This window comes from Flintibacter sp., assembly GCF_046973065.1.
In genome coordinates this window covers 18954-32627 of sequence record NZ_JBKVXZ010000019.1, presented here as the reverse complement: position 1 = coordinate 32627, position 13674 = coordinate 18954, and the positions used below count along the sequence as shown (strand labels likewise).

General features: G+C 60.1%; 12 protein-coding genes. 5 read left to right on the top strand and 7 right to left on the bottom strand.

Annotation, left to right across the window (positions count from 1 at the left end):
- The first annotated feature begins 16 nt into the window (after positions 1–16).
- The 4 genes from truA to ACLTXB_RS08720 all read left to right on the top strand — a co-directional run bounded on the left by truA (position 17) and on the right by ACLTXB_RS08720 (position 5126).
- Complete coding sequence (gene truA, locus ACLTXB_RS08735; RefSeq protein ID WP_008981497.1) at positions 17–769, top strand: tRNA pseudouridine(38-40) synthase TruA; 753 nt, start codon at positions 17–19, stop codon at positions 767–769.
- A 39-nt stretch (positions 770–808) separates the two neighbouring features.
- Positions 809–1975, top strand: coding sequence for a DUF5711 family protein (locus tag ACLTXB_RS08730; RefSeq protein ID WP_428226683.1), 1167 nt, complete (start codon positions 809–811; stop codon positions 1973–1975).
- A 36-nt stretch (positions 1976–2011) separates the two neighbouring features.
- A complete protein-coding gene (locus tag ACLTXB_RS08725; protein WP_428226682.1) occupies positions 2012–2737 on the top strand; it encodes a CvpA family protein in 726 nt (241 codons plus the stop codon).
- An 82-nt stretch (positions 2738–2819) separates the two neighbouring features.
- A complete protein-coding gene (locus ACLTXB_RS08720; RefSeq protein WP_428226681.1) occupies positions 2820–5126 on the top strand; it encodes an AAA family ATPase in 2307 nt (768 codons plus the stop codon).
- Between the two features lie 98 nt (positions 5127–5224).
- Here ACLTXB_RS08720 and ACLTXB_RS08715 read toward each other — a convergent pair whose 3' ends face one another.
- The 6 genes from ACLTXB_RS08715 to dinB form a co-directional block, all read right to left on the bottom strand.
- Positions 5225–6796, bottom strand: a complete 1572-nt coding sequence (locus ACLTXB_RS08715) for a copper amine oxidase N-terminal domain-containing protein (protein ID WP_428226680.1) — start codon at positions 6794–6796, stop codon at positions 5225–5227.
- Between the two features lie 131 nt (positions 6797–6927).
- Positions 6928–9489: a M56 family metallopeptidase gene (locus ACLTXB_RS08710; RefSeq protein WP_428226679.1), complete on the bottom strand. Its 2562-nt coding sequence runs from the start codon at positions 9487–9489 to the stop codon at positions 6928–6930.
- Positions 9490–9870: a BlaI/MecI/CopY family transcriptional regulator gene (locus ACLTXB_RS08705; protein ID WP_428226678.1), complete on the bottom strand. Its 381-nt coding sequence runs from the start codon at positions 9868–9870 to the stop codon at positions 9490–9492. It lies immediately after the preceding gene.
- A gap of 91 nt (positions 9871–9961) precedes the next feature.
- On the bottom strand, positions 9962–10171 hold the full coding sequence (locus ACLTXB_RS08700; protein ID WP_428226677.1) for an inorganic phosphate transporter: 210 nt from the start codon (positions 10169–10171) through the stop codon (positions 9962–9964).
- A 20-nt stretch (positions 10172–10191) separates the two neighbouring features.
- Positions 10192–10992 carry an anion permease gene (locus ACLTXB_RS08695; RefSeq protein ID WP_428226676.1) on the bottom strand — a complete coding sequence of 267 codons (801 nt, stop codon included), beginning with the start codon at positions 10990–10992 and terminating at the stop codon, positions 10192–10194.
- A 30-nt stretch (positions 10993–11022) separates the two neighbouring features.
- A complete protein-coding gene (dinB, locus tag ACLTXB_RS08690; protein ID WP_428226675.1) occupies positions 11023–12267 on the bottom strand; it encodes a DNA polymerase IV in 1245 nt (414 codons plus the stop codon).
- A gap of 221 nt (positions 12268–12488) precedes the next feature.
- On the opposite strand from dinB, the gene ACLTXB_RS08685 reads away from it, so the two are divergent.
- Positions 12489–12908, top strand: a complete 420-nt coding sequence (locus ACLTXB_RS08685) for a YjdF family protein (protein WP_110442005.1) — start codon at positions 12489–12491, stop codon at positions 12906–12908.
- Positions 12909–12933: 25 nt separating this feature from the next.
- On the opposite strand, the gene ACLTXB_RS08680 is transcribed toward ACLTXB_RS08685, so the two are convergent.
- Complete coding sequence (locus ACLTXB_RS08680; RefSeq protein ID WP_020989862.1) at positions 12934–13623, bottom strand: ECF transporter S component; 690 nt, start codon at positions 13621–13623, stop codon at positions 12934–12936.
- Positions 13624–13674: the final 51 nt, after the last annotated feature.

Sequence of the window (13674 nt, the reverse complement as noted above, 5' to 3'; positions counted from 1 at the left end):
CTTGTTTGGTGATTCAATGGAACGAAATATTGCCCTGAAACTGATGTACAACGGCACCGCCTACCACGGCTGGCAGGTGCAGAAAAACGCTATTTCTGTGGCGGAAACTCTGGAAAAGGCCCTGTCTACCGTAGTGTGCCACCCGGTAAAGTGTACCGGCGCCGGCCGCACCGACGCCGGGGTCCACGCCGAGGTATATATCGCCAACTTCCGCACCACCTCCACCATCCCCTGCGACCGCATCCCCTTGGCGGTGAACACCCGCCTGCCCCGGGATATCGTGGTGGTGAAAGCCACGGAGGTGCCCATGGAGTTCAACGCCATCGGCTCCTGCCACCGCAAGGAGTACACCTACCGCATCTATAACTCCCGCCTGGGCAACCCCTTCTATGTGGACCGGGCCTGGTTTTACCCCAAGTACCTGGACGAGAAGATCATGCAGCAGGCGGCCGACCAGTTTGTGGGTACCCACGACTTCCGGGCGGTGCGGTCGGTGGGCACGGAGACCCGCACCACCGTGCGCACTGTGTACTACTTTGACGTGACGCGGCACGACCAGCTCATCGAGTGCAAGGTGTGCGCCAACGGCTTTCTCTACAACATGGTCCGGGCTATGACCGGCACCATCGTCTACGCCGCCGAGGGCAAGCTGTCCCCTCAGGACATCCCGGCCATTCTGGAGTCGGGCAACCGCACGCTGGCCGGACCCACCGTACCCCCCGGAGGACTGTACATGACAAAGCTGTGGTACGACGAGGACGTGCTGTAACCGCTGTCCTGTCTCCACCCCAACAAGAAAGGGTTTTCTATGAGCGAGATGGAATCGAAACCCAAAAAGCCGAATATCTTGGTTCGTGTGCTGGCCCTTCTGGTCACAGCCGCCCTGCTCATCGGGGCGGTATTTCTGGTGGCCAACCGGGACAAATTCAATCTGGACGCTCTGAAGCGCTGGTTTGAATACCGGGACCTGAAAACCAGCGACACCGGCGAGGCCACCCCCTTCTCCCACGCGGGAGGAGACCAGGCCACCTTCGCCTATCTGGAGGACGGCATCCTGCTCTCCTCCACCTCCGGTGTGCGCTACTACTCCTTCTCGGGCGAGACCTACGCCCAAGAGGTACTCACCCTGGAGCCCCCCACCCTCTCCACCGCCGGAGCCACCGGCGTGGCCTACGATGTGGGCGGTCAGAACCTGTTTGTCTTCCGCAACACCCAGGAGGCCTTCCGCCTCACTCTGGACGACGGAAACAGCCTGCTCTCCGCCCGGGTCAACGAGGCGGGCTGGCTGGCTGTCACCGCCCAGCAGAGCGGCTATAAGGGCAGCGTCACGGTGTACAACAGTACCTTCGACAAGACGGTCATTCAGATCAATCTCTCCAGCACCTTTATCATGGACGCCGTTCTCTCCCCCGACTGCAAAACAGTGGCCATTCTAACCTTGGGGCAGTCGGGCGGCTCCTATGAAAGCCAGGTCCGCTTCTACCCCGTGGACCAGAAGGATCCCTCTGCGGTGGTCTCTCTGGGCAACCTGGTTCCCCTGGACCTGGACTACGAGAACGGAGCCCTGTGGGTGCTGGGCGAGGACGAGGTGGTCATTGTCTCCCCCAACGGAAAGGAGACCGCCACCTACTCTCTGGGCGGCAACTATCTAAAGGGCTGTGACCTGGGCGGCGACGGCTTTGCCGTGCTGCTGCTGGGCCGCTACCGGGCGGGCTCGGCCAACCAGATCGTTACCGTGGATTCCAATGGGGAGGAGATCGCCACTCAGTCTCTCACCTCCTCCGTGCTCTCCTTTGACGCGGCAGGGCGGTATTTCTCCCTGCTCACCGGCGATACCCTCACCATCTACACCTCTGATATGACAACATATAGTATTCTGGAGCATACGCAAAACGCCCGGTATACGGCGCTGTCCTCCTCCGGGGCCGCCGTGCTGGCCAATGCCCAGCAGGCTTGGCTGTACCTGCCCAACTAAGAAGCGCCCCCCACGTGGGGAAATAAGGAGATTCCCATGAGCTATCTTTTCTTTGACCTGATCCTTGCCGTTGTCCTGGCCGTTACTGTATTTCAAGGCTACCGCAAGGGCTTTGTCCTGACCCTGTGCGGCTTTCTGGCTGTGTTCGTGGCTTTTATCGGGGCCTCCGTTCTCTCTGACGCTCTGGCAGAGCCGGTCAGCCAGATGGTCCGCCCCGCTATTGAACTCAACATCAACTCCGCTCTGGAGGAAAGCCTCCAGGAGCAGGGCGTGACCCTGCCCGAGGGAAGCACTTCCTCTTCGGACAGCTCCGGCCTGGACGGCCTGGGTGACGACTTCTCCCTGGAGCAGATCCTGGAGCTGGTGGGCGACTCCGCTCTGGTACAGTATTTCTCGGACGCCATTCACGGCGCGGTGAGCCAGGGCGTGCTGGCGGTGACCTCCAATGTGGTGGAGTCCATTGCCGGATACATTGCCCTGCAAATCGCCCAGGGCGTGCTGTTTATCATCTGCTTTGTCCTGGTGCTGGTGGCCTGGCACTTCCTCAGCCAGGCTCTGAATCTGGCCTTCAAGCTGCCGGTACTGTCCACCCTCAACCACTGGGCGGGCGCGGGCATGGGTTTCATCAAGGGAGCCGCCCTGCTGTTTATCGCCTGCTGGCTGCTGCGCAGCATGATCCCCCAGGAGGCGGTGGACGGCACCATGCTGCTCCACTTCTTCTGCACCACCAATCCCTTTGCCCTGATGGCCAGCTTTCTGTAATTCATGACCAGTTCATAATTGTGGTGTATGATACCCCGTAACTTGGAGCGTAACACGTTCACTCCGGAAAGGAGCGCAATATATGCAGCCTACTTTATGCAGCCGCTGCAATAAAAACGTAGCGGTTATTTTTATTACCAAGCTGGAGGGCGGACAGACCAAAAATGAGGGTCTGTGCCTGAAATGTGCCCGGGAGCTTGGCATCAAGCCCATCGACGACATGATGAAGAAAATGGGCATTACCGACGAGGAGCTTGACAACCTCACCAATGAGATGATGTCCGCCTTCGGCGGCGCCGAGGGTATGGAAGGCCTGATGCCCCAGCCCGACGGGGACAGCGACGGCGAGGACGACGGCCGCACCGCCACCTTCCCCTTCCTCAACCAGCTCTTTGGCGGCAACGGCAACGCCCCCGCCGCCGGAGAGACTCCCCGCAGCGAGAAATCCGCGCCCAACCCCAAGGGGGAGCGCCCCGCTAAGCGGAAATTTTTGGAGAATTACTGCATCTCTCTGACCAAGAAGGCCCAGGAGGGCAAGCTGGACAAACTCATCGGCCGGGACCGGGAGCTGGAGCGCGTCATCCAGATCCTCAACCGCCGTCAGAAGAATAACCCCTGTCTCATCGGCGAGCCCGGCGTGGGCAAGACCGCCATTGCCGAGGGTCTGGCCATGAAAATCGCCAAGGGTCAGGTGCCCTACAAGCTGCTGGACAAGGAGGTCTATCTTCTGGACCTCACCGCCCTGGTGGCGGGCACCCAGTTCCGCGGCCAGTTTGAGAGCCGCATGAAGGGCCTCATTGAGGAGATCCGCAAGCTGGGCAATATCATCCTGGTCATCGACGAGGTCCACAACATTGTGGGCGCCGGCGATGCCGAGGGCAGCATGAACGCCGCCAACATCCTGAAACCCGCCCTCTCCCGGGGGGAGCTCCAGGTCATTGGCGCCACCACCCTCAACGAGTACCGCAAGCACATCGAGAAGGACACCGCCCTGGAGCGCCGCTTCCAGCCCGTCATTGTGGAGGAGCCCTCCATCGAGGAGAGCGTCAAGATCATTGAGGGCATCGCCCCCTACTATGAGGCCTACCACCAGGTGTCCATCTCCCCGGAGATGTGCCGTCTGGCGGTGACCATGAGTGAGCGGTACATCACCGACCGCTATCTGCCTGACAAGGCCATCGACCTCATCGACGAGGCCTGTTCCAACGTCAACCTGAAAAACACCACCCTGGCCCGTCAGGCCGCTATCACCAAGGAGCTGGCCGACCTGAACAAGGAAAAAGAGGTCATGATGGCCGCCGACACCGAGGAGGCCTATGCCCGTCTGGCCAATATCCGCAGCCAGGAGCTGCGCCTGGAGGCCGAGCAGCACCAGCTGGAGGCCCAGTCGGTGCCCGCTCTGGAAGTGGAACATCTGGCCAACGTGATCGAGCTTTGGACCAACATCCCCGCCAGCCAGATCCGGGAGCAAGAGTATGAACAGCTCTCCAAGCTGGAGGAGCGCCTGAAAAAGCACATCATCGGCCAGGACGAGGCGGTAAAGGCAGTCGCCGCCGCCATCCGCCGTGGTCGTGTGGGCATCAGCCCCAAGCATAAGCCGGTATCCTTTATCTTCGTGGGCTCCACCGGCGTGGGTAAGACCGAGCTGGTCAAGCAGCTGGCCCAGGACCTGTTCCACGCCCCGGAATCTCTCATCCGTCTGGATATGTCCGAGTTTATGGAGAAGTACGCCGTCTCCCGCATCATCGGCTCTCCCCCGGGCTATGTGGGCTATGACGAGGCGGGCCAGCTCACCGAGAAGATTCGGAGAAAACCCTACTCCGTGGTCCTCTTTGATGAGATCGAGAAGGCCCACCCCGATGTACTCAATATTCTCCTGCAGATTCTGGACGATGGCCATATCACCGACGCCCACGGCCGCAAGGTGAACTTTGAGAACACCGTCATCGTCATGACCTCCAACGCAGGCAGCAACTCCAAGGTGGGCAGCGTGGGCTTTGACCGCACCGCCGAGGAGCAGGGCAAGGAGCGGGCCATGAAGGCCCTGCAGGACTTCCTGCGGCCCGAGTTTATTAACCGCGTGGACGAGATCGTCTACTTCCACCAGCTCACCGAGGACAACTTCAAGGATATTGCAGCGCTCATGCTTCAGGAATTGAAGGACTCCCTGGCTGAGAAGCACATCACCCTCACCTGGGACGAGAGCCTGCTCAGCTATCTGGTCAAAAAGTCCTACTCCGCCGCCTACGGTGCCCGGAACCTGCGCCGGTGCATCCAGAAGGAGCTGGAGGACGTGATCGCCCAGCGCATCATTGACAGCTGGCAGAACCCGGTCACCCATCTGAATGTATTGGCTGATGAGGATAAGATCCAGCTGATCTCTCTGTAACAAAATACAAAACCGCTTTTGCGGCATAAACCAGTGGGCCAGTCCAAACGGACTGGCCCACTGGTTTTCTTTTGATTAAAAATTCGTTTTCGTTGTACTTAGGGCATGGTCGGCTCAGTGGGGATGAGAGAGCCCAGCAGCTCCATCAGGTCCACAACGGAAGCGCCTGCGGGAGGCTCCGTCGCGGGCTGGGTGCTGGTGGTCTGATAGGTCCCGTCCATCATCATATCCAAAGTCATATCCACCTGATAGAGGGTTCCGCTGCCCTCCTGGCCCTCACCCTGAGAGGCCTCCATATTCATGGCCAGCTCCATTTTGGAGCCCTTCATGGAGGTGGTAATGGACAGCTCTCCGCCTGCCACATCGGGATCGGCTTTCAGCTCCATGGCGTAGCCGTTCACCTTGCCGCCGCTGGTGTAGAGGGTGAAGGTGCCCTGGATCCCGCCCTCATTGAGGAAGGTATTCACATAGCTGGAGCCGGACTTGACAAAGTGGCTGTCGCCGCAGATGGTGTTGAGCAGCTCCAGATAGTCCGTGGTGGTAAAGGCTACGCTGTTAAGGGGCATATCCTTCAGCATCTGGGGCAGCAGCTGGGAGAAGCTCTCGTCCAGAGAGGCGTTGGACAGCTCCATAAGCTGGGCATAGGTCATGCCGGTCTGCTCAGACATGGCATCATAAAACGCGGCCATATCCATCTTATACCAGCTCTCGGTATCCCAGCCATTGAGGTTCCCCAGCTGTTTGGAATCCAGCTTGAAGTAGAAGATTCCGTCGGTGGTATCACCCCGCATGGAGAAGCCCAGATCCATGGGGAACAGAGGCTCCCCTTCCGGAGAGGTCATCGCGCCGATCAGATCCAACCCGCCTGTTACCATCGAGGCATCCATGGTCATATCGGTATCAAATTCAAACGCAGTGGTGCCGCCGGTGATCATATCGTAGTCGCCCTTGGCCGTAAACGAGAGATCGCTGTTGGTCTCCTGGATCTTCTGCTTCATGGTCAGGTCCATGGAATAGCTGCCGGTGACCTTCTGGTTTTTCTCCACAAAGGTGCGGTTATAGGCCTGATACTCATCCATCCGATCATAGGTCTCGGTGTTGGCGGCCAGAATGGCATCTACGTCATCGATGATGACCGCTGCCACCTCGCCGTCCCAGCCTACATTGTAGCTCAGCGCATCGGCCAGCAGGCCGAAGGGAATATAGGTGCGGTTCTGGTAGACATAGGGGGCCACTTCACTCTGGATGTGCTCCACAACCTGGGCCTGATGCCCATGGGGGTCTGCCGTGGTATTTCCCTCATACCAGTAAGTAATGTCGTTGGAGCCAATGGTGAGCTCGACGGTCAAATCTCCCTGTTTGGTATTCCCCTGAAAGGCGGTATAAGACACATCGGGCTTGACGGCGGTGACCGTACCGGTGGCGCCATCCCAGGTCATATCCTCCTCTGCAAAGCCCAGCTGCTCAAACACAGCCACAAAGGGCAGGCAGGAGCGGTTCTCCCGGATCTGAGGCACTGCATCGGGGAAGGTGACGTACTCTCCATTGACCATCACATAGAAGTCCCCCTGCTTGGCGGGGAGGGTATCGTTGTCCGCAGCCAGAGCGGGCAGCGTCAAAAGGGCGGCAGTTACGCCGGTGCACAGCAGCAGGCGAAGATACTTTTTCATACAAGGCTCCTTTCTCAGATAGAGGATTGGTACCTTAATTATATATTTCAGAAAATTTTAAGTCAATTAAGATCGTCTTAGTTTTTTGATATAACGAATCTTTTCTGCTGCTCCGAGAAAAACGAATCTCCTTACTCTAAATTAAACCAGCAATAAAAACGGACACTGTACCCCTCATCCAGCACCAGACGGAACGTCCATGTTTTCCCAGCGCTGTCTCCGTTCATGGCGGCGTTGTCCGAGAGCGTAAACTCAATTCCCTCAAAGCCCTTCTCCACACGGTCTGTGATGGTAAAGGAGCTCCAGCTCCAGTCAGTGTACATGCCATCTATTTTCTCACCGCAGGGTACGTCATCCCGGAAATAGAGCGCTCCCTCATAGAACAGGAAGGGGGCATCGGGCCCGGAGAGCATTTCATCCACCATACGCTGCGCCAAGGCATCGGAGAAGTAGAACTGGAACGCTCCCAGCAGTTCGTTCCGGTTCTGTGGGTATCCTCCGCCCCGCACCAGCTTCCACTGTTCGGGCAGGGTCTGGGCCTGGTAGCCCGCCTGGGCCAGCTCTTCCCGGGAAAAGGCGCACTCCCCGGTCCCGCCGATATAGCCCTGGTACAGCTGCATCCATTCTTCCGCCCCGGCATAGGCCACCTGAGCCATAGCCTGCCATTTCTCCTCCTCCGACAGGTCGGGCAGTTCATACCAAAACAGGGGGTACTCCGGAGAAATATCAGAAATTCTTAGCCCCACAATGCTCCCGTTGCGGACGATCAAATAGGCCGTCATAGAGTAATCCCGCAGCCAGCCCTCCTCATCCAGCTCCATGCCTCCGGCAACCACCACGTTTTCCGGGTGGTCCACCAAAAAGCGGTACTCAATCTCATATACCGCGTATCCCAGCTCCATTCTCTGGAAGGACAGGCACTGGACGCGGCCGTCCAGGTAGTCATAGCCCTGGGTCCCTTCCGGCGGCCCCTGCTTCACTCGATCCTCCAGCCACTCCTGGACCAGGGCGTGGATGCTGTCCAGCTGGAAGCTGTCCAGCAGTTCGTCCACCCGCTCATACAGGGCATTGTACCGCTCCATCTCCCCGGGAACGGTTTCGTCATAGCGCACGTCGCTGGGACCAATAGCATACAAAACCCCTTGGGCTGTCTGGCCCAGGAAACGCTGTCCATGGGGACAGCCCGCATCGGCAATGCCCTGCCAATCGGTTGGGTCGGTCAAGTAAATACCTACCAGCCAGCCCGCTCCATCCCAGTCTCCCGCGCTCTTCATGTAGAAGTCCACGCCGCCGTCCATTTCCTGGATGTCCACGCCCTCTGCCCAGCCTTCGGGCAGGGTAAGGGTAAAGCCATAGTCGTAGTTGTGGTAGTACGGGTAGGGCTTGGAATATTCCCTCACATGGGGCAGCAGATCCACCGTGTACGACTGTCCCTCCAGATCAATGTACATGGACAGCTCGGTGATATCACCAACAGATTCCCCGTCCAGGTCAAAGGAGTAGGTCTCCCCCGGGGTCCAGGCCGTCTCGTCCAGGTAGTGCAGGCTCATGCCGCCCAGCCATTCGACCTCGGCCCGCCCCGCAATGTGCAGACTCCAGTCCCGCTTCCCCTCCGGCAGGGTAAAGGAGACGGTCTGCCCGTCATAGGTGATGGTGTTTTCCAGCTCCTCCACCGCCTGGTCCGGCCCGCCGTTCTGGGTCTGCTCACAGGCCACCAGACCACCTACCAGCACGGCGCAGGCCAGCGCCAGACATACCAGCGCACGGCCCCGCTTTTTTACCACAAACAGGTTGGTGAGCCGGGCCTTCAGCTCCTCCTTGCTGCTGCCAAAGCGGCTGGAGAGAACGGGCCCTGCCCCTTCCGCCGCGCACTCCAGCAGCAGCCGACCATACCGATGGCGGAAGGCAGAATTTTCTTTGCCCGCTACGTCCTCGTCACAGCACAGCTCCAGATTCCGACCTGCCACCCGGCTCATCCACCACACCAGAGGGTTGAACCAGTGCAGCCAGCAGGCTGCCATCATCAGGCCCTTGTACTCCAGGTCCCGGCGGCGCAGGTGGTTAAGCTCATGGAGGACCACCAGAGGGTCGCACTCCTCCTGAGGGATCAGCAGCACCGGACGCAGCACGCCCAGCACCATGGCAGTGCGTACCCGGTCACTGCGCCGCACCTGGAAGGTCCGTTTCAGTCCCAGCCGCAGAGCCAAATATTGAATCTGCTCCCGGGTCTCGGGGGATACCGGACGCGCCCAGCGCAGCAGAGCCCGCCGGGTGACCAGGTAGCTGCTGATTTGGATGAGGGCGATGGCAAACACACCGGTCAGCCATAACGTCCCTAATACCACCGCCACCGGTACCTCGGTTTGGGCGGTCAGGTCAGGCTCTTGCTCCATTTGGGGAAGGGATGGTTCCACATTGGGCTCCACCGGAGAGAGTTGATCGTTCGGCAGCTCTTCCGAGGGACGATTCGTGGGGATGGTCACCTCATACTGGGGCACCTGCACTGTCACCGCAGGCTTGGGCAGAGTGATCTCCACCGGTACCACTAGCCGAACGGCCAGCAGCAGCCACAGGATGTACAAGCTCTTGGCCTTTACCCGGCTTTGCAGCCACCGGGAGGCCAGCAGCAGAGGCAGCAGCACCGCCGACACGGTGGCCGACAGCCAGACCACGCGCAAAAACAGGGTCTCCATTTACATGCCCCCCTTTTCCTCCAGCTCATCCAGATAGGCCCGCAGCTCCTCCACCTCGCTTTGGTCTAACGCTCCGCCGTCGTGGAGGGCGGCGGCAAAGCGCTTGAGGGACCCCTCGTACAGCTTTCCCAGGATGGCGCGTCCCTCCTGGCGGCGATAGGCCTCCCGCTCCACCAGCGGGGTGTAGCGGTTCGTTTTCCCCTCCTTGCGGCAGGCCAGATAGCCCTTCTCCTCCAGGCGCTTGAGGTAGCTGTGCAGGGCGCTGGCGGTAAGGGGCCGTTCAAGCCGCTCCAAAATAGCGGGCGCGGTGGCCTCCTTCAGCTCCCACACCACCAGCATAATGTCCAGCTCCGACTCGGGCAGACGGGGATAGTCCTTCATGGAGCACTCCTCCTTTCTATTTCTGCATTTGCAGATCTTTCAATAATATTCTACATTTGCAGAAATTGATTGTCAAGAAGTTTTCCCCAATTTATTTCCAAATGTGCAAAAAGAACCGCGCCATGCTCCACCCCAGGACCACGCAGCCGGGGAAGGTGAGCCCCCAGGCCAGGGTAATGGTACCCGCCACCCTCCAGTCCGCCTTCTTTCCCCCGGCACAGCCCACTCCCAGCAGAGCGGCGGTGCGGGTATGGGTGGTGGAAACGGGCAGGCCCAGCACCTGGGCCCAACAGGGCAGCACCACCTGCCACGTCGCAGAAGCTACCCCATCCAGGGGTTGAGGGTCACCATCTCCGGCCTACGGTATCGATGATCCGCCGTCCCCATTCCGGTGCCCAGCGCCATTCCCACCGCGCAGAACACCAGCAGCCAAAGAGGCACTACAAAGGTCTGCTCGTCCTGCCGTCCCTGGACCAGAGCCGTCCCCAGCAGAAACACCCCCAGAAACTTCTGGCCGTCCTGCGCTCCGTGGAAAAAGGCGGTGGCCGCCGCTCCGGGAAGCTGAAGGCAGCAAAAGAGGCGGTCCGATCCCTTCCATGTTCCGGCCCACCGTCCCATCTGCCGCCCACACCAAAATCCGGCTGCGGTGGACAGCAGGAGGCCCAGCAGCACTTTCCCCCAGCTCTCCCAGCGCACACAGTTCCAGCTTCCCTCCAGGGCCACCGCCGCCCCGGTGATCCCCGCCACTAAGGCGTGGCTCTCGCTGGTAGGGATACCCCACCGCCAGCACACCACTGCCCAAATCACTACCCCTGCCATTCCTGCGCTCAGAGCAATGGAGGCCGCCCGTGGGCCGCCGGAAAAGGCGGCGATGGAGTAGACCGTCTCGGCCACCGAGGCGTTTACCGCCGTCACGCAGCACACTCCGGCAAAGTTGCACACCGCCGCCAGAATTACCGCCCGGCGAAAGGGCAGCGCTCCCGTGACCACCGCTCCGGCAATGGCGTTGGGAGCATCGGTCCAGCCGTTGACCAGCAACACCCCCAGGGTAAGCAGCGTAAACAGGGCCAGAGCCGGGGTTTCTCCCAACTGCTGCAAAAAGGCAAAAAAAGAGTGGGACATGAACTCACCTCCATGTCCCACGGTATGTCCCTATTTTGGATGATATGCGCCCCCCGGCGGCGGAGCGTGCCGCTCCCGGTCCATCCCCTTGGGGGTGGACGCCCGGCCAATGGCCCCCTTGCCGTACTTGTCCCGGATGGCGTCCATGGCCCGGTCCAGCTGCTCCAGTCGCTGACGCTTTTCTTCCTCCGCCTCGGCAAACAGGTCCTGCTGAGCCACGGCCTCGTCCTCAGCCACCAGATAGATGGCGGTAACGGTGAGCGCCCGCACCGGCAGGCTCATATTCCACAGCTGGTCGGCCAGATCCATGGCCTCCCGGGCCAGCTCCCGACTGAGATTGGTCGGGTGGTCCAGCTGCTTCTGGCGGCTCACATCCCGAAAATCCGGGTCCCGAACGGTGAGAGCCACACCGCCGCACTTCATACCATGGCGGCGCAGGCGGGCGGCTACTTGGTCGGAGAGCATGGCAATGCCGGAGGCGATCTCCTCCCGTCCCTGGAGGTTTTTAGGAAAGGTCAGCCCGTTGCCCACCGACTTGGGGGGCGCGTGCTCCCCCGCCGGAGCCACCGGAGCGCGGTCCAGGCCGTTGGCGTAGTCGTGGAGCTGGGCTCCCGGCCGCCCCAACAGCTGATAGAGGGCCTCCCGGTCAAACCGGGCCAGCTCACCAATGGTGCGCACCCCAAACTTCTCCAACGTGCGCCCCGCCGCCCGGCCCACAAACAGCAGGTCAGTCACCGGGAGAGGCCAAACGATGGTTTTGAAATTTTCGGGAGTGATACAGGTGGTGGCGTCGGGCTTTTTGTAGTCGCTGCCCAGCTTGGCAAACACCTTGTTGAAGGACACCCCCACCGAGATGGTCAGCCCCAGCTCTCCCCGCATCCGCTCCCGCAGGCGATCGGCCAGGGCTGCCGCTTCCCCTCCGAAGAGATGGAGGGTGCCGGTGACATCCAGCCAGCTCTCGTCGATACCAAAGGGCTCCACCAGATCGGTGTACTCCTGGTAGAGCTCATTGACCCGCCGGGAGTATTCCCGGTACCGGTCATGGTGGGCGGGCAGCAACACCAGATCCGGGCACTTTTTCCGGGCCTGCCAGATGGTCTCGGCAGTCTTTACCCCGAACCGCTTGGCTGGCTCATTTTTGGCCAGGATGATGCCGTGGCGGCTCTCCGGGTCGCCGCACACCGCCACGGGCAGGTGGCGCAGCTCCGGGTGGCTCAGCAGCTCCACCGAGGCGTAAAAGCTATTCAGATCACAGTGGAAAATCACCCGCTCCACGGCCCCACCCCCTTTTCTTTATCATAGCGCGTCCGCCCATTTATGTCAAACAAACGTTCTGTTTTCTCCATTGACATCCGCTTCTCTCCCCGATACAATGGGGCTGGAGATAAAAACACAGGGCGGTTGGTAGTCCGTCCGCGGGCCGCGCTCCCGTCAGTAGCCTTCCCTCCCGGGTCGTCCCTTCTCCATATTCACATTTTTATGGGAGGAAACTGAATATGGAACGGAACATCAGCCAGTTCACTGTGTTGTTCCAGCCCCCCTTCTGGGTAGGCATTGCCGAACGCTGGAGTCAGGACGGCTACCAGGCCGCCCGGGTGGTTTTTGGGGCGGAGCCCACCGACGCCCAGTTGTACCAGTGGCTCCAGAGAGAGTGGCCCCGGCTGCCCTTTGGCCCTGTCTTACCAGAGACGGCCCCCCGGCCAGCCTTGGCTAATCCAAAGCGGATGCAGCGGGAAGCCGCCAAAGCCACCCAGCCAAAGGGACTGGGTACCAAAGCCCAGGAGGCCCTCGCCCGTCAGCGGGAGGCCGTTGGTTTGGAGCGACAGGCCCGCCGGGCCGCCCAAAAACGGCAGACACAGGAGGAACGCTTCCGGCTCCGTCAGGAAAAAAAGCGCGAAAAGCGGCGCGGGCATTAAGCCCGCGCCGCTTTATTTTATCAAATCAGATTACACCGGCCAGCACCAGAGCAAACACCACAAAGGTGGCCAGCAGAGCCAGAGAGAACAGCACGAAACCAGCGCTGATCTTCTTGGCCTGGGTGCTCTGAGAGGGAGGCACCACGCCGGCACCCCGCAGGGCAGCCACCACAGGGGGATAAATGAGCAGGGTAGCAGCCATGTTCATGCCGCCCTTCGCCAGGTTAAAGGGCAGGAACAGGGTGGGCAGCATGGCTGCCACATCCGCCCGGGAGAAACCAGTCATGTACAGGGGGGTGATGAGGTAGTTCCACAGCAGCATCACCGCGGTCAGGGCGACTACACCGCAGGCCAGGCCCAGCACAGCGCCCTTCTTGGTGTGCATCTTTTTGTAAATGAAGGATGCGGTGCAGCAGAAGGCACAGGTAGCCAGGGCGTTCATGATAAAGCCAATGGGACCGGTGGTGCTGATGGTGATCATCTCGATAAACGCCACCAGAATAGAGATGATGGCGGCAGCCATAGGACCAAAGGTGAAGCCGCCGATGCAGATGATTACATCTTTGAAGTCAAAATCCAGGAACATGACGCTGGGCATCAGCTTGGAGGCCAGCATCACAATGTAGGCGATTCCGGTAAGCATGGCCATGCTCACCATCACTTTGGTATTCATTCTGGAGCGGGCGGAGGTGCTGGTCATGGAAGGTGCGGACATAAAAAAACACTCCTTTTTGTTTGATACATCTGAAAGAGCATGTCTTCCAGG

Bases quoted from the DNA above. Each gene is read 5' to 3' on its own strand.
- ACLTXB_RS08720 (WP_428226681.1), top strand. From the start codon at position 2,820: ATGCAGCCTACTTTATGCAGCCGCTGCAATAAAAACGTAGCGGTTATT.
- ACLTXB_RS08725 (WP_428226682.1), top strand. From the start codon at position 2,012: ATGAGCTATCTTTTCTTTGACCTGATCCTTGCCGTTGTCCTGGCCGTT.
- ACLTXB_RS08705 (WP_428226678.1), bottom strand. From the start codon at position 9,870: ATGAAGGACTATCCCCGTCTGCCCGAGTCGGAGCTGGACATTATGCTG.
- ACLTXB_RS08710 (WP_428226679.1), bottom strand. From the start codon at position 9,489: ATGGAGACCCTGTTTTTGCGCGTGGTCTGGCTGTCGGCCACCGTGTCG.
- ACLTXB_RS08730 (WP_428226683.1), top strand. From the start codon at position 809: ATGAGCGAGATGGAATCGAAACCCAAAAAGCCGAATATCTTGGTTCGT.
- ACLTXB_RS08695 (WP_428226676.1), bottom strand. From the start codon at position 10,992: ATGTCCCACTCTTTTTTTGCCTTTTTGCAGCAGTTGGGAGAAACCCCG.
- ACLTXB_RS08685 (WP_110442005.1), top strand. From the start codon at position 12,489: ATGGAACGGAACATCAGCCAGTTCACTGTGTTGTTCCAGCCCCCCTTC.
- ACLTXB_RS08715 (WP_428226680.1), bottom strand. From the start codon at position 6,796: ATGAAAAAGTATCTTCGCCTGCTGCTGTGCACCGGCGTAACTGCCGCC.
- ACLTXB_RS08680 (WP_020989862.1), bottom strand. From the start codon at position 13,623: ATGTCCGCACCTTCCATGACCAGCACCTCCGCCCGCTCCAGAATGAAT.
- truA (WP_008981497.1), top strand. From the start codon at position 17: ATGGAACGAAATATTGCCCTGAAACTGATGTACAACGGCACCGCCTAC.